The organism is Tenacibaculum sp. M1.3A, from assembly GCF_057732375.1.
Genome location: NZ_JBYJEF010000010.1, coordinates 31927 through 46202, shown reverse-complemented (window position 1 = coordinate 46202; position 14276 = coordinate 31927). Strand labels below are relative to the sequence as shown.

The 14276-nt window shown below is 32.2% G+C and carries 20 protein-coding genes; all 20 read right to left on the bottom strand.

Annotated elements, in window-relative coordinates; genetic code table 11:
* Position 1 precedes the first annotated feature (1 nt).
* Positions 2–2728 (bottom strand): phage tail tape measure protein, encoded by a 2727-nt coding sequence (locus AC28QF_RS13305; RefSeq protein ID WP_488202282.1) that lies wholly within the window; start codon positions 2726–2728, stop codon positions 2–4.
* Complete coding sequence (locus tag AC28QF_RS13300; RefSeq protein ID WP_488202283.1) at positions 2728–3111, bottom strand: hypothetical protein; 384 nt, start codon at positions 3109–3111, stop codon at positions 2728–2730. The genes AC28QF_RS13305 and AC28QF_RS13300 overlap by 1 nt, the downstream gene beginning before the upstream one ends.
* A gap of 103 nt (positions 3112–3214) precedes the next feature.
* Complete coding sequence (locus tag AC28QF_RS13295) at positions 3215–3877, bottom strand: hypothetical protein (protein ID WP_488202284.1); 663 nt, start codon at positions 3875–3877, stop codon at positions 3215–3217.
* Positions 3874–4320: a peptidoglycan DD-metalloendopeptidase family protein gene (locus AC28QF_RS13290; protein ID WP_488202285.1), complete on the bottom strand. Its 447-nt coding sequence runs from the start codon at positions 4318–4320 to the stop codon at positions 3874–3876. Before AC28QF_RS13290 ends, AC28QF_RS13295 begins: the two co-directional genes overlap by 4 nt.
* Positions 4301–4981: a hypothetical protein gene (locus AC28QF_RS13285; protein WP_488202286.1), complete on the bottom strand. Its 681-nt coding sequence runs from the start codon at positions 4979–4981 to the stop codon at positions 4301–4303. Before AC28QF_RS13285 ends, AC28QF_RS13290 begins: the two co-directional genes overlap by 20 nt.
* 25 nt (positions 4982–5006) lie before the next feature.
* Positions 5007–5369: a hypothetical protein gene (locus AC28QF_RS13280; RefSeq protein WP_488202287.1), complete on the bottom strand. Its 363-nt coding sequence runs from the start codon at positions 5367–5369 to the stop codon at positions 5007–5009.
* Positions 5366–5761, bottom strand: coding sequence for a hypothetical protein (locus AC28QF_RS13275; protein ID WP_488202288.1), 396 nt, complete (start codon positions 5759–5761; stop codon positions 5366–5368). Before AC28QF_RS13275 ends, AC28QF_RS13280 begins: the two co-directional genes overlap by 4 nt.
* A 1-nt stretch (position 5762) precedes the next feature.
* Complete coding sequence (locus AC28QF_RS13270; RefSeq protein ID WP_488202289.1) at positions 5763–6608, bottom strand: hypothetical protein; 846 nt, start codon at positions 6606–6608, stop codon at positions 5763–5765.
* Position 6609: 1 nt separating this feature from the next.
* Positions 6610–7569: a hypothetical protein gene (locus tag AC28QF_RS13265; protein ID WP_488202290.1), complete on the bottom strand. Its 960-nt coding sequence runs from the start codon at positions 7567–7569 to the stop codon at positions 6610–6612.
* A gap of 3 nt (positions 7570–7572) precedes the next feature.
* The gene (locus AC28QF_RS13260) at positions 7573–7761 is read right to left on the bottom strand and encodes a hypothetical protein (protein WP_488202291.1); all 189 of its coding nucleotides are present in this window, start codon (positions 7759–7761) and stop codon (positions 7573–7575) included.
* 9 nt (positions 7762–7770) lie between these two features.
* Complete coding sequence (locus AC28QF_RS13255) at positions 7771–8457, bottom strand: hypothetical protein (RefSeq protein WP_488202292.1); 687 nt, start codon at positions 8455–8457, stop codon at positions 7771–7773.
* An 11-nt stretch (positions 8458–8468) separates the two neighbouring features.
* Positions 8469–9407 (bottom strand): DUF6712 family protein, encoded by a 939-nt coding sequence (locus tag AC28QF_RS13250; RefSeq protein ID WP_488202293.1) that lies wholly within the window; start codon positions 9405–9407, stop codon positions 8469–8471.
* The gene (locus tag AC28QF_RS13245; protein ID WP_488202294.1) at positions 9408–10745 is read right to left on the bottom strand and encodes a hypothetical protein; all 1338 of its coding nucleotides are present in this window, start codon (positions 10743–10745) and stop codon (positions 9408–9410) included. It abuts the gene before it with no gap.
* Positions 10745–11053 carry a hypothetical protein gene (locus AC28QF_RS13240; protein ID WP_488202295.1) on the bottom strand — a complete coding sequence of 103 codons (309 nt, stop codon included), beginning with the start codon at positions 11051–11053 and terminating at the stop codon, positions 10745–10747. The genes AC28QF_RS13245 and AC28QF_RS13240 overlap by 1 nt, the downstream gene beginning before the upstream one ends.
* Before the next feature lie 115 nt (positions 11054–11168).
* A complete protein-coding gene (locus AC28QF_RS13235) occupies positions 11169–11354 on the bottom strand; it encodes a hypothetical protein (protein WP_488202296.1) in 186 nt (61 codons plus the stop codon).
* A 4-nt stretch (positions 11355–11358) separates the two neighbouring features.
* Positions 11359–11637, bottom strand: a complete 279-nt coding sequence (locus tag AC28QF_RS13230) for a hypothetical protein (RefSeq protein WP_488202297.1) — start codon at positions 11635–11637, stop codon at positions 11359–11361.
* Positions 11638–11777: 140 nt separating this feature from the next.
* Entirely contained in the window at positions 11778–12566 is a 789-nt protein-coding gene (locus tag AC28QF_RS13225) for a hypothetical protein (protein WP_488202298.1), read from the bottom strand.
* Between the two features lie 27 nt (positions 12567–12593).
* Positions 12594–13097 carry a hypothetical protein gene (locus AC28QF_RS13220; RefSeq protein WP_488202299.1) on the bottom strand — a complete coding sequence of 168 codons (504 nt, stop codon included), beginning with the start codon at positions 13095–13097 and terminating at the stop codon, positions 12594–12596.
* A 5-nt stretch (positions 13098–13102) separates the two neighbouring features.
* On the bottom strand, positions 13103–13882 hold the full coding sequence (locus AC28QF_RS13215; protein WP_488202300.1) for a hypothetical protein: 780 nt from the start codon (positions 13880–13882) through the stop codon (positions 13103–13105).
* Positions 13883–13932: 50 nt separating this feature from the next.
* Positions 13933–14181: a hypothetical protein gene (locus tag AC28QF_RS13210; protein WP_488202301.1), complete on the bottom strand. Its 249-nt coding sequence runs from the start codon at positions 14179–14181 to the stop codon at positions 13933–13935.
* Positions 14182–14276: the final 95 nt, after the last annotated feature.

The window sequence follows — 14276 nt, the reverse complement described above, 5'->3', positions numbered from 1 at the left end:
TTTAATTTTTTGAAGCGTTAATAGTATCGTCTAATTTTTTGGCTAAAGCCCTTCGTTTTCGTTCATCATCTATGGTGTAGTTTAATACAAAACCGCCTTGTATTTCTTCTAACAATTTCTCTAAAACATTTATTAAAAAAATACTTGTTGGTTGCGTGGTGGTTTCTTCTGGTAAAGGCAATTCGGTTGTTGCGCCACCTTCTGCCAAAGAAGCTATTGGCTTACCGGTTCTTTTTGCCTCTAAATATTCTACTATTCGTGGTGTTTCTGGCATTTGCATTACTGGTTTTGGTATCATGTATTCATCTGGGTGAATCATTGCTAATTGCCCACCAATACCATCCATACCACCAGTATAAGAACCACCGAATGTATAACCACCTTTGTCTAAAGAAGGTGTTTTAGTTGCATTAATTTGCTTTACGGTTTGTAAACCACTAGCTAAAACTACACCTGTACTTACAACCTTTGAGGCTGTAGCAAAAGGCTCTGGTAATACCGATTTTGCTGACCAAACTTCTGAAACACCTTGATATGTATTTATTGTTGCTTGAGCTGTTGCCGCCGCTTTACCTGCTGCGGTATTTTTACCCAATAACTGAGCGATACCTCCAAACATATTAGCATATCCAGCAACACGTTGTTTTTGAAGTAGCTTTTCAGCTTCAGCAGATTTCTTTTGCGCTGCTGTTTTTTTCTTTTCTAGCTCTTCTTCTTTCTTTGCTTTTAAATCTAGTTTAGCTAAAGCTACTTTAGCCCATTTATCTTTTATTGCTTGTAAATCGGCTTGCTTTGCGTTTTCTAACCTCTTTAATAGTTCTGTTTCTCCAGCAGCTTCTAGCTCTAGTTTGGCATATTTATTATTTAATTCTTCTTCTTCAATTGCCTGTTTCTGTAAGTCTTCTTCAATATCTTTAATTTCCTTTTGAAACTTAGTATCAGCTTCCCACTGATCTAGCCATTCTTTTAATTTTTGTTTAGAAGCTATTATTTTTTTGTCTTCGGCAGTCATTTCTCCATCACCTTTTGGGGTATCGCCTGTTGGAGTATCGGCTGTTGGTGTGTTTACAATCTCATTAGCTTCCTTTGCTGAATTTTGACTATTAAAAAATTCTGTAACAATTTTACCAGCAGCTTTCTTCTTTAAAGTATCTATAGTGTTACCGAGATTATCAACTTCTTTAAAAGCCGCAGAAGTAGATGATTTTACATCAGATGTGAAATCTGAAAAATTTTGTTTAGCTGCGGAAAAATTTAAAGATTTAAGATTATTAAAAGCATCACCTAAATGAGAAAAGGCTTTAAATATACCTTTTGAAGTATTTACAATTGCATCTTTTATTTTAATAAATTTAAGAGGAAGCGATGTTAATGTAATTTTAATATTACTTATTGCCACTTCTATACCTAATTGAAGTAATTGAAATTTATAAACTAAAGCACCAATAAAATTGTAAAAAAATGTTTTTGTTTTTGCCCAAACAACACTAATATCATTAGCAAACTTGTAATAACTATCAGATTTTAACGCATTGTCTTGAGCAAACTTCATTTCTTTATGCGCATCTGTAAGTCTTTTTGTTTCTTTTTGAACATCGGTTAAAGGTTTTGTTTGTTCAGATAGAGCCGTGTTAACGGCTTGCATAACTGTTTTAAAACCTCCAGCATCTTCTCCTGCTCCTTTGAATAAATCTGCGGTTAACTGTGCGTTTTGCTGTACGTTAATTCCTGTTTTATCAGACTCTTTAGCTATACTTTGTAATGCTTGTTTGGTTGTTACTTCTCCTGTTCTTACTTTTTTAAGTAAATCCTCAGTAAAAGCGATACCAAACGCATTAACCAATGCGTCTTTAGTGGTTTTTGTTTGTTCTTTTATTGCTAAATCTGCCTCTTTTAAAGCGTCTGGTAATTTGTCTTTATAAATACCAAGATTATAACCAGTAGATATTATATCTTTAAATTCTTTTGCAGAAAACCCAGCTTTGTTAAAGAATACTCCGTATTCATTTAATGAATCAAAATACTCCTGATTTTTAGATTGCCCTCTAACCAAACCATCTTCAATAATATCAAAAGCTTCGGCATAAGAAACACCGAATTGAACTACTAATTTCTTTGCAGTTTCAAGGTTTTTAGTAAAAGAAGTGTTTTCAAAACTTTTAGAAAGTGCTTCTGCACGCACACGAGCATAATCTAACTGATTTCCTGTTAGTTGTGTTATCTCTGCAGTGGTTTTATTTGCTTCTGCAGCTGCTTCATTATAATTAAACCATTCTTTTGTAGCTAAACCAATACCTGCCAACACAGCTATTGCAGCACCAATTGGTGTAGCAATAAAAGCTAAACCCGCTTTTATTGCGCCTTTTATACCTGTTTTAACCCCTGTAAAACCATCTTGTATTTGTAAAAAATCTCCTTGTTTTAACCCTGAAAATAAAGTTGAAAAACTACTAGAAAAATTAGCAAGTTCTTTTTGCCCTTCAGAAATACCTGCGGTTGTAAGCTTAGTGTCTTGCCTAAAGGCTTTTTGGGCGTTACGTGCATTGTCGTACTCGGTTTCTAACTCGGCAACGGCTTTGTTGTATTTTTTCCAATCTTCGGTACCTTCGGTTGCTTTGTTGGCAGCGTTACGGTATTTTATTAAGTTTTTACGAATACTGGTTAAAGTATTATCTATCTCTTTACCATTTATGTAAAGTTTTATACGTTGTGTAACTGGCTTGCTCATTAACTAATTATTTTTGTGGCTACTTCATGCCCTTTAATTTCGGCAAGTTCTTGTGCGAGTTTTTCTATAGTTGCTTGTGATTTATCAAATAAGGTTTGTATGTTATTTAGTGGTTTTAAAGACATTGCTATTCCGTTGGCTTTTATACCCTCAAAACCATAGTTTAATTTCATTCCTACAGAAGTGGTGTGTATTGTTAATGAATCTAGTTCGCCAAATTTCATTTGTGCTTTTACATGTGAATTTTTAAGAAGTGTGCCAGATTGTTTTACAGTTGCGGTGCTTAAAATATTTTTAAAATTACGCTGTAAAGTTCTGGCAGCTTTTTGCCCTGCCTTTTTTTCTAAATCTTCATAATTTAAAATTGAATTTTCACCACTCATTTTACCTTAATTTATAGCAATTTGGCACAATAATACTGTTGAAAAAAGGACATAAAAAAACCACTCGTTTTGAGTGGTTTTTGGATTTTTAGAGATATTTAATTTAAAAAGACCACCAATTATAACCCAAACCCAAGCCTAAATTAATTTCGCCTTTTGTATTTACAAAAATTGAAGAATTTAAACTCCATCTTTTTTTCTTCTCTACAAAATGAAACGAATCAAAATCGGTTATTCGTAAGTGATTTGTTGAGCTTGTTATTTCTGTTTGCAGTTGGTTCTCAAAGAAACCTGTTGGTTTTAATCCTGTAAACGGAGTTATAGTTGCTCTAGCTCTGAAATCGATACTTAAACCATTTTGGTTTACGATTCCTTTTATTGAAAAGTCTTTAGTAAGTTTCTCAAATGTTCTCTCAAAATTATAAGGTACCGGAATATTAAAAGGAACATCAATACTATCTAACACAAACTGTAATTTTATTTGCATTGCATTGTATAGTTTTTCCCATTTTTTGGATGCTTCTTTAAACTGTGAAGATTCCTTTTTTTGCAGTTCTAAATATCGCTGCAAATCTTCTGATGTACCTTTGTAGGTGTGTTTTTCTGCTACTTCTAAACCAATTGCATTAATATAATACTCAATTGTATCTAATTTTGCTAACTCGTTGTTATTTAGCGTAGTTTTAAACTGCGCAGTTTGTCTGCACTGATTAAATAGCAATACCGATAACAGAATTATAAGGGCTATTTGTATTGTGTTTTTCATTTTAAATAAGGTTTAGGATCTACTAAAACACCATTTTTGTATATCTCTATATGAATATGGTTTATCATTTTTGCTTGATACTTCTTTTTCTTAACGTTGTGATAAGCAGCTACATTTTCAGCGTAACCAACTCTATCTCCAAAGCAAACAATATCACCCTCTAAAACAGAATGTTCTAAATATGATAATCTAATTCTAAAAACAGCATTCGTTACTTCTACGTATCGCAAATGTTTTGCCTTAGAACTATTGTACATATAACCTACTTTTGTAACAGTTCCACTAATCATTGAAACAACACTTTCACCAGGTACGGAAATTATATCGTGACCTCTATGAAATTTTGGGTTTCCATTTTTATCAAAACCTCGTTTTGCTCCGAAATGCCCAAAGCCTGTTGGGTCGTTTCCTCTATCAATTATTTTATGTAATGGTTGGTGCATTATTTATTATTTGTTCAATTAATGGCTTAATATTACTACTTACTTCTATATCTAATTGCGTTAACTCTGTTGGCGGATAAATATCAGGGTGATCTGTAACTAACGATGCGTAAACTAATGCATCATTATTTTCATCTAATGAATAACGCTTTAAAAAAACACCATAACTATAACTGCATTCTTCATTAAAATATATGTTACGTAACATTCCTTTTGGCATGCGAAAAACATCAATTAACATAGACCCTCTTTGCTCAAACTTTTTAAGCATCGAACGATACGTATCGTCAATTTCTACAGATTTAAATTCCCTTTCGATATCAGGATTATCTGATTTATCGCCATATAATGCAAAAACCCTTCTCGGTTGTGTTGTTCCGTTTATTGCTACAAAAATTATAAATCGGTTTACTCTCGTTTTTTTGAAGATTCTATTTTTAATAATTTCTAAATTGCTATACAGCCTTAGTTTCATTAAATTAGATAACAGATTTTTATTAAACTGATGCGCGTTCTTTTGTTCCTTTAGTTCCGAAATTTGGCGAAGCTGTAATTTATCTTTACGGTCTGTTCTATACTTGTAAACCAAAAATAAAAAAGGCACTGCTCCTCCTATTATTTTTACTAAATAGTCGCCAATTTCGGTAACTTCAATATTCATTTATTAAGGGAATTAAAGGGGGTTTTTATTGTATATGCTCTTTATACGATTTGCTTATTGGTTTGCGTTTACCATGCAACCGTACTTGTATGATTCCGCTTATAATTATCATATAAATAACAAAATCGGGTGTTTCTGGTAGGTTTAATTCGGTTTTAGCTCTTAATAAATTAACTCCGTAATCGCTTAATCTTAATATAATTAACGCCCAAAACAAGCCTTTTAAAACATCTAGCAAATTATCGTTTAACCAATAGGTTAGATTAAATTTTGTTTGCGGTTTTAAATAATAGAGTTTTACTGCCATTATACCTATAAACGACCATAAGATACCCGCTAACCAAACTGCAAATGGCTGATCGCCTAATATTTGATTTATTAAATTCATTTTAAATTAATTATTAAAAAAGTTAATCCTGTTGCTATTGTAAAAATAAAATCCATTATTTCTGGAGTTCCATCGCCACAATAATCTTTTATTTCTTTATACGATGCGGGCATTGCAGGAAAAAGCAATACAAAAAAGTTTATGTTTAGTAAGCTGTCTATCAAGATACCCGGTAAAGAATAAATAGAACCCCAAAAAAAGTGTGCTAGTTTATCGGTGGCTGGCGTTAGGTTTAACTTATGGTTTAAAAAGCAAAATAAAGCTGCTAAAACAAAGCCTAAAGCACCAAATATTGCTGTAGAAAAAAGTAGTATTACCGTAAAATAAAACACAATTAACCACTTTCTTTTTGGCGTTATATGCTGCTGATAGTTTATAATTCTTTCTAACATTTTAATACAGTGTTATTGACCAACCTTTTGCAGATAAATTCGCTCTAGCTGATGCACTTACTGCCGTGAAATTATTGTCAATATGTAATATCCCGTTTAAATTTCCGTGATTATCTAAAGCTATTGCAATGTTATCGCTTGCCGTTGCTGTTAAGTCGTTAAATTGGCAGGCTAAAAGAGTTAAATTAACATTGTTCGTTACGTCTAATGATGATATACCGTTTGACTTTAAGTCTAAATGAGTTAAATTAACATTGTTCGTTACGTCTAATGATGTTAAGTTGTTTAGTTGTAAGTTTAAATAAGTTAAATTAACATTGTTGGTTACGTCTAATGCTGTTAAGTCGTTAAATTGGCAGGCTAAAAGAGTTAAATTAACACTGTTCGTTACGTCTAATGATGATATGTTTTTATTCGTAATCTCTAACCGATCAAACTCACTACTAGGAAAAAAACTAACAACTACATTAGCCGTTCCAGTATTTGCGCTAAAATCAATACTCGTACCTGTTCCTGACGTTGTTAAACCGCCTGTAACAACATAATCAAAACTTGTAAATCCTGTTTTAATTATTGACGTTAAATTGAAAGTAGACGTGCTTGTCGTGCTAAATTCTAGTGTACCAATAGTGGCGTGACTATAATTTCTAAAGTTAGATAATCTGTCTTTATTGCCTTTGTAGGTCGCATCAAAGCCTCCATCTATTGAGTTCGTAAACAACTCTGATAGTAGTTTATAATTTCCGCCTATCTCAGCTTCTACATCGCTTTGTTTAAACGTGTTTGTATTCGGCACTTGTGCAAATGCCGAAATATGAATTATTAGTATTAATAGTAATTTCTTCATCTTATAGGCCTATTTTAAAATCTGTTGCCTCAATAGTTCCGTCGCTTTTAAACCTCATTTTAGTAGCTCCGTTAAATTGCAGTTCTATGTTATTACCTACTTGTTTAAACGTCCAGTTTGTAGTTTTAAATTCAGTACCTGTTAATGAACCGTTTGTTTTTAAGTCCCCATCTTTAAAATCAAAATCACCATTAGTATTAATCACAAATCTTTCAATACCAACATCTTCATTATTATGTGTTCTAATTGAAAATGATGGTGCGCCAGTAGTTCCTTTTCTTGCACCATTTAATGTTATACCATAATTTTCCGCACTACTTGTTGATAATGCTATTGATGTTATCCCAATATTATTAGTTGGAGTGGAGTTTGCTTTTAGTTTAAGGTGTGCGTCACTAAATACAGATACGTTATCTTCATTAGATTTTGCAACTATTCTTTGTTTTTCAGTAAAATTATTATTTTCATTTTTACGTGCAATAGTAGCTTCGTCCAATAAATTAATGTTGTCAGAATTAGTGTTTAATTGCGATTGAGCGTTAGAAGTAAGAGAATTAATATACTGAAACTCATCATTGGAAACAGAACCGTCAGCAATTTTATCAGCGTTAATATTACTTGGCAAACTTGTTAGGTAGCCGTTATTAGCGGTAAAAGCATCTACTTGCGTTTCTGATAATTGCGTATTGGTATCAACTGTGTGGTCGCCAATAGCGTAGTTGCCTAATAAATTACTAATTTCGGTTTGGGTGTAATAATCGCTTAAATCTACTTCTACGCCCTGCAAAAAAACCGACCTCGGAATTTTGCGAATTTCATCGTTTGGGGCTATAACCAGTAAACTATCTGATACAACTCCTGTATTTACATTTTTAAGTTTAACCTTGGTGTTATGCACAGTGGTTTGCGCAAATGTTAAAATCGTAAATAGTAATGCTAAAATTGTTATTTTTTGTTTCATAATTTATTCTTTTTCAAATGTTAAAAATGGTGTTTCGGTTGATGTTGTTGTGTTGTACTTTACAACTACATCGCCTGTTTCTTTAAGCTCGATAATAGCAGTTAAATTTGGATTATCTGCGTGTGTAAGCGTAATTTTGTGCGGTTGAATTTGCGCTTCTAAAGCAGCTACTCTTTCTGTTAATGTTGACATATATTTGTTTTAAATTAATGATATATCTTCTATTGGGTTAATCACATTCCAGGCTGTTTTATCATCAGCACTTTTTGTTGCATCTACACACATTGCCATTTGCCAAACCTCCGTTGCACTCCATTGCACGTTGTAAACGATATCGTTGTTTTGACGGGTTGATAGCTTGGTAGGATCGTTGTTGTTTAAGTGTTTGTGTAATTGGTATTGGCGTGTTTTTATTGGTATGGATGGTGCAGGTGGGGTATTTAAAATATTATACCTACTGTTTTGCCATATATATGATTTAAAATCATTTAAGGTGATGTATATTTTATTTGATACTCCAGGAGCTGGTAAGGCTGAAAAACTTGCTACGTAAATAACATATTCGTTTGCAGTACCTATTACCCACTGATTGGTAGTATCATTCCAAATTGCTATTTGTGGTGTAGTGCCAGAGCCTAAATCTATAATTGCATACGAGTTTGGCTCGCCATCAGGGTGTGCCGCTTCTAATAAAGATAAAGACGTATATACGCCAAAGTTTTTATTTGGTGATGCTGCACCTGTTAAACTATCTAAAATAGTTGCATGGTTTTCGGTAACTCTACCAATATCTTCAAAATCTTCGGCTGTAACCTCTGTGCTTCTATCAACTACAGGGCGAATATTGGTTTTATTTTTTGTTAAATCATTTAATCTATCTGCTGCCATACCTATTATTTTTATAAACTAAATGTGCTTTTTGTATTTTTAAAACTAACTACTGTGCCTACTAACTTTGGCTGATAATTAGTAAATAAAACAGGGTTAGCGTTTATTAAATTAATTGCTTTTTTAAAGTATTCTTCGGCAGCAACAATGCGTTCTTGTTTTAAATTAGATAATTGCACTTCTGTTAACGGATTTGTTTTGTAACCCGGTAATTCATCAAACTGCTTGTACATACCTGATGCTGTTAATAAAAAAGCACCACTTTCTACCGCTTTTGCAACGGTATAATGTACTTGGCTGGCTTGCAAAAACTCTAACACTTGTTTTGTTGTAGTATCTGCAGCTGTTTTAACTGTAGCTATTGTAGCTGCATTTAAAACATTAGCAAAGTATTGGTGGTGGGTTTCTAACATATAATGGCGTAAGGCTAAAAATGTTTGACGGCTGTTAGCAATACCAAACCACCTGTTAAATGTTTCTGTTTGATTTACAAACAACTCGTTAAATATGGTGTAGCTTTCTGTGGCCGTCCAAGTAATAAAAGTATTGGTGTTGGCTTCCATTATTTTTAAGGCTTCATCTATTGCTTGCAAACCTGCATCTAAAAGCGATCGTCTTAAATCTCTTATTTGCCACCATTCGGCAGCCTTAGAGTTGTTGCTATTTACTACAGCAATACCACTATCTGAAACTTGTACGTTAGCCAATGGTAGGTATATAAACCACGCTAAGTTTGCAGATGCTTCTCTTAATAATTCAAATACTTTAGCTTCAACTATATCGGTTGGTATTGTAGTGGCGTAATCGTTGTAAATTATATCGCCTACTAAATTTTTAATATACTTTCTGTCGGCTTGTTTTACGTAAGGCTCTAAAGATTCCCACTTAATATTTTTATTAACGGAAACGTATTTTTTAACATCATCGATTGTTTTTAAAAGTGTTGTCATTTATAAAATATTTTGAGTTCCTGTTGGGTTTTTATCCAACGTTGTTAATTCTATATTGCCAAAACCACCTTCTAAATCTTCATCCCAACCATTATAATCTCTTATAAATTGCCACGGATATAAACTGATTTCTCTTTTGCTTTTAAATAATGAGGTTAGTATTGAAAATGCTTCTCGCTTATCGGAACCTGAACCTGTGTTCATTTTTCCACCAGGTATTCCTGCACCTAATAAAGATGGATCTACACCTAATGCAAACATAATTTCGGAATTGGCTGCAGAGGCTTCTGGTAAGTAGGCACCGTCTTTTAATTTATTATCTACAGCTTCGACCTCGATACCTTTCACCCAATTTTGGTTTTGATCTAAATAGGTTACAGATTGGATAGATTTACCAGCGTTTTTATTCCCAGACAAATGGCTATCAATAGCATTTGTTAACTGATCTCTAATTTCCTTGCGTTTTTCTGGTGTGTATTCTAACCAATCTGAACCATAGGTTCTTTTAAAATATTCTTCGGATATGTGAACGATATATTTTACGTTAATTTGATTGGTAAACAATGCTTTTTTAAACTCTGGTATTGAGTTTGCAACGTCCATCCAACCATTATGATACACCGCATGCCAATCGGCTTCTGGATAATAGGTTTCATTCATTAACGGATAAAAAGTAGGCATCACAAATTTGTGAATTTTTTTCTTTTTACAGTATTCTTTTATTTGATCGGCAGACCAATAAGAGTCTATTACTGGTATTTTTTCTACAAACTCACTTGTAACATCAGTATTCGCTTCCCAATTATGGCAGTAGTAAATATTTTCTATTAATCCTGTTTTTGGATTTATTGGTTGGTATCTGCATTTAGATGCTTGTAACCTACGAGTGCTGTATATTTTATTATAATCTTTAGATAAAATAAATTCGGGTTGCGATAGATAAAAAGTTTCTAAATCGGCAATATGCTCGTTCCAAAATCGCTCTAATCGGTTGCGTTTAAAAAAGACTTGTATTTCTTTACCTGCATCTTTTAAGGTGATTATTTTCTTTTTTAATTTATCGTTATCATCAACTTCATTTTTATATAAATAAAAGCCTTGCCCATAATGGGTAGATTTTAAGAAGCGTAACCCTGCACTACCTGATCCATTTAATCGTAATGCTTGTAAAAAATTATCTGGGTATTTATTGTCGACTCCCCAAGGAACAAATGCCTTGGTGTTTTTGGTATTTGGATTTACAACGGTGTGCTTTGACTTGGTATCGCTACCAAAAGAAAACATAGCCTTAGAGCCTACTCCGAAAGCTACATCGCCGTGACTTATAAATTTACCCATTAATAGATTACTTTTTTATTGTTAAACTCGATTATAAACCGAATGTGTATTTTTTTTCGCTCGCCATTTGGCAGCCGTATGTTTCTTGTTTTGTTCTGAAAATGATGCGGATTTTTGCGTTCTTTTAAAACTTTTGGTTGCATTGCTCTTAATGCTTCAACCGAGGTTATACGCTCTTGTTTTTCTTTCATTACCAAACGAGCTTCGGTATATGAATTTAACTTACCACCTTTTTTAGAATATCTGTTAAGCGTACGTACTTTAATAGAAAAAGGAACAGCTTGCCCATCTTTATCGGGGGTTTTCATTTGCTGTAACACATCTTTTAAATATATATTTTCGGCTAACATATAGGCAAGATGGAGAAACATTGCATCTAAAAAAAGGACATAAAAAAACCACTCGGTTTGAGTGGTTTTGATTTTAATTTAACGAGAATAAAGAATTGCTCATTATTGGTATTGGAATAATTGGTTGCGGATTTTTTATTTGATTCAATTCGTGTTTTAACTTGATTAACTCTTCTTGTTTCTGATATTCTTTTAAAAGAATATTTTCGTTTATCTCGTTTATTGCCCTATTTATCTTTATTAATTTATTCAAATCCATAACATTAGCTTTTTAAGATTTGAAAATGAGTTAAAACAGACACGAAATTAACGAGCTTGTGAATATTGTCGTCGTGGGTCTTACTGAGTTCAGTATCATTCACTTCTAACAAAGCACTATGGGCTTCGGTTAATGTGTTTAAAATCGATAACATATTATTGCACGAATAAAAATCGTGTAAATGTTCTGTGATTTTTGGTTGATTTGTTAACTGATGGGTTTTACTTAATAAAGTAAAAACCCCGTTTGGTAGAACTGCTGTTGCTTCTGTATTGTTTCGCATAATATAGATTTATAAATACCCACGCAAGGTTGCGAAACAATACAGACATTAAAAATGCAGATACTTAAACCGAAGTTTAACTCACGTGGGATTTGATTGTGTTTTTTGAATTGTAATGTCATTGGTAATATTGTTTCGCATTACAAATATATAAAATAATTTTTAATTAAATCTGAAATCTCTTCCTTAACGATTTTGTGTTCTTCTTCTAGAGCAATAATTTTATCTGTATTATCAGTTTTTTTTACTTTAGAAATTCGTGTTGCTAGGTTGTTTTTTTTCTTTTGTAAATCATCAAAACCATCAAGATTTTTTAAATCATTAATAGCCCTAATTAACCTTGGTGAAAAGCATAATTTATAATTATAAATTTTTGAATTTAAAAATATTGAAGCTTTCTTTGGTGTTAAATTATATGTTCCTGGAATGAATAAATCCTCTTGTAATAGATGTATTTTACTTATTAATTCTCGGTAAGTATCTTCAAATAAATAAAACTTATAAAACTTTACTAATTTAAAAAATGAATATAATTCATCTAACTGAGATTCTTCTATTTGAACTGCATTAAGTTTATTTTTAATGGCATTATAAACTTCATCAGAAAAAAAAGCTTTGTTATATTTCCATTTACTATAAGCTTTAATTAACTCAAAAGGGTTAGAAGTATTTATGACACTAATAGATATATCATCGTATTTAGTTTCTCTTGTTTCTTTTTTTAGTTTTTCATAAAACCCTCTATCAAAATAGTCCGGGTCTTCTTGATACATTTCTCTTATGGCAATACCTGCTTTGAAGTTAGGAAGAATATCTAAATCAGATAAGGTTTTATATTTTTCGTTACCAGATTGAGTAATTTTATTAATAGGTTTTTCTTTTTTAGTAAGGGGTTTTTTACTTCTGAATAAATTAAATAAAAATTTCATTTTTTACTCACAAAGTACAAAAATCCATTAACTACAAACGGTATCTATATCTGTCCAATCATCGGCAGAAACTATTAGTGGTTGTGTGCCTGATATTTCACCTGTAAATCGGTACCCATATAGTTCCTCGTTAAACGTAGGGCCTACTTTTTGATTTTTTACATTTTCTACTTTAAACTTATTAAAAAGAAAGTGGTTTTTGTCCGTAGCATCTTGGCGCATACGTGCTATTATCTTTAACCCCATGGCTTCGCTTTCGTCTAGCATTTGGTTTTGCTCGTTAAAATTGCCTAGTTCTGGCTTGTACCAAACTGTAAATGCAAAGTTTCGGTTGTGTACTGATTGATTGGTACGGCTATTACTAAAATCGCTTTCGTGGCTCTCGGCTGTTAAACATGGTAGGTTTGCCGAACTTCTGAAGGAACCTTGTATTTCGGCTAAATCCATGCGAAAAAAATCTTCTACGCCTATTAATTTTTCTTGTAAATTTTTAAAATATGCTATAATTATACTGTGTGATATTGTTGCCATAGGTTTTATTTTAAGTCTCTTATATCTTTATCGTAAATGGCTAAAAAATCGGTTGCCAATAAATTTTGTGTGGTTTTTAATTTTGATGGATCGCCTTTTATTTTGTCAAGTATAATTTCTCCAAACGGTGTGTATTTACTACTTAGTGTTGGTTGGGTTATTTCTCTTTTAGGAAATATGTTTTTATAGGTGTCTATAAAATTATTTCGGCAGCCTTCATAGGTATAAGCTATTGCTAGTTTTGTTTTGTAATTTACATTTACAAAGCTCTTAGCGTTGTTGTCTACTAATAATTTATTAAAGGCTTGTCGGTTATCTACTTCTGTGGCAGTCCTATCCGTTACTCGGTATAAAGTAGCACATAAAGCGTTTAAATAGCCTACGTTAAAAGATTGTTTCCAGTTATAAAATAAAGAATCTGCTAAAGAAAACTCGCCAATAGTAATATTTCGTAAACGTGCTGCAGGACCATAATAAATAGTGCTTTTTATTTTTAGGGTTTCTTCAAATACTGTTCTAGTATTTTTTTCGAATATGAACTTTGTAAGTTCTGCGTATTCTTTTGGCTGAATTTCTTTTAAAGCTATTCTTATATATTGGTATTTGTTACCTCGTAAAAACTCTTTAGCTACAGCAATATATAAACGAGTTCTATTTTCTAACTCAGCTTCTTTGTTATCTCTAATTTCAAAATGGTAACACTCTATTTGAAAAGCAATATTTTCTAATTGCTTTTTAGATAGTTCGTTCCAAGTTGTTGGTATGGTTAGTTTTATTTCTTTCATTTAGCTGCAATTTGTAATTTTTAGAACTCTCAAAAAAGGACAGTTATTTTTTAATTAACTGTAACAAAATAAAATAAACCTGCTACAGCATCTTTTTCTCCGTAGGAAACTTTAAACCCTAATTTTTTTAACGATTCATAAACATCTGTTTCATAAATCCACTTTGCTGGCAATACATTTATAACCATTGTGTGAAACTCTTCTAAAGTTTTAGGTAAAGCGGATTTTTCTTGTGAGGTTGAAGGTGTAAAAGTATTTGCTATTAGCCTTTCTATCTCTTGGGTGTAATCTGACTGCATACTATTCTCATTTTAAAATAGTTAATTAATTGAAAATCAATAAAATAAACTAATTTTTTAATATTTTATTTATCATTTTGCGCTCTAATACACCG

Bases quoted from the DNA above. Each gene is read 5' to 3' on its own strand.
- AC28QF_RS13240 (WP_488202295.1), bottom strand. From the start codon at position 11,053: ATGAAAACCCCCGATAAAGATGGGCAAGCTGTTCCTTTTTCTATTAAA.
- AC28QF_RS13300 (WP_488202283.1), bottom strand. From the start codon at position 3,111: ATGAGTGGTGAAAATTCAATTTTAAATTATGAAGATTTAGAAAAAAAG.
- AC28QF_RS13290 (WP_488202285.1), bottom strand. From the start codon at position 4,320: ATGCACCAACCATTACATAAAATAATTGATAGAGGAAACGACCCAACA.
- AC28QF_RS13220 (WP_488202299.1), bottom strand. From the start codon at position 13,097: ATGGCAACAATATCACACAGTATAATTATAGCATATTTTAAAAATTTA.
- AC28QF_RS13265 (WP_488202290.1), bottom strand. From the start codon at position 7,569: ATGAAACAAAAAATAACAATTTTAGCATTACTATTTACGATTTTAACA.
- AC28QF_RS13270 (WP_488202289.1), bottom strand. From the start codon at position 6,608: ATGAAGAAATTACTATTAATACTAATAATTCATATTTCGGCATTTGCA.
- AC28QF_RS13210 (WP_488202301.1), bottom strand. From the start codon at position 14,181: ATGCAGTCAGATTACACCCAAGAGATAGAAAGGCTAATAGCAAATACT.
- AC28QF_RS13230 (WP_488202297.1), bottom strand. From the start codon at position 11,637: ATGCGAAACAATACAGAAGCAACAGCAGTTCTACCAAACGGGGTTTTT.
- AC28QF_RS13245 (WP_488202294.1), bottom strand. From the start codon at position 10,745: ATGGGTAAATTTATAAGTCACGGCGATGTAGCTTTCGGAGTAGGCTCT.
- AC28QF_RS13255 (WP_488202292.1), bottom strand. From the start codon at position 8,457: ATGGCAGCAGATAGATTAAATGATTTAACAAAAAATAAAACCAATATT.
- AC28QF_RS13250 (WP_488202293.1), bottom strand. From the start codon at position 9,407: ATGACAACACTTTTAAAAACAATCGATGATGTTAAAAAATACGTTTCC.
- AC28QF_RS13260 (WP_488202291.1), bottom strand. From the start codon at position 7,761: ATGTCAACATTAACAGAAAGAGTAGCTGCTTTAGAAGCGCAAATTCAA.
- AC28QF_RS13305 (WP_488202282.1), bottom strand. From the start codon at position 2,728: ATGAGCAAGCCAGTTACACAACGTATAAAACTTTACATAAATGGTAAA.
- AC28QF_RS13235 (WP_488202296.1), bottom strand. From the start codon at position 11,354: ATGGATTTGAATAAATTAATAAAGATAAATAGGGCAATAAACGAGATA.
- AC28QF_RS13280 (WP_488202287.1), bottom strand. From the start codon at position 5,369: ATGAATTTAATAAATCAAATATTAGGCGATCAGCCATTTGCAGTTTGG.
- AC28QF_RS13285 (WP_488202286.1), bottom strand. From the start codon at position 4,981: ATGAATATTGAAGTTACCGAAATTGGCGACTATTTAGTAAAAATAATA.
- AC28QF_RS13275 (WP_488202288.1), bottom strand. From the start codon at position 5,761: ATGTTAGAAAGAATTATAAACTATCAGCAGCATATAACGCCAAAAAGA.
- AC28QF_RS13215 (WP_488202300.1), bottom strand. From the start codon at position 13,882: ATGAAAGAAATAAAACTAACCATACCAACAACTTGGAACGAACTATCT.
- AC28QF_RS13295 (WP_488202284.1), bottom strand. From the start codon at position 3,877: ATGAAAAACACAATACAAATAGCCCTTATAATTCTGTTATCGGTATTG.
- AC28QF_RS13225 (WP_488202298.1), bottom strand. From the start codon at position 12,566: ATGAAATTTTTATTTAATTTATTCAGAAGTAAAAAACCCCTTACTAAA.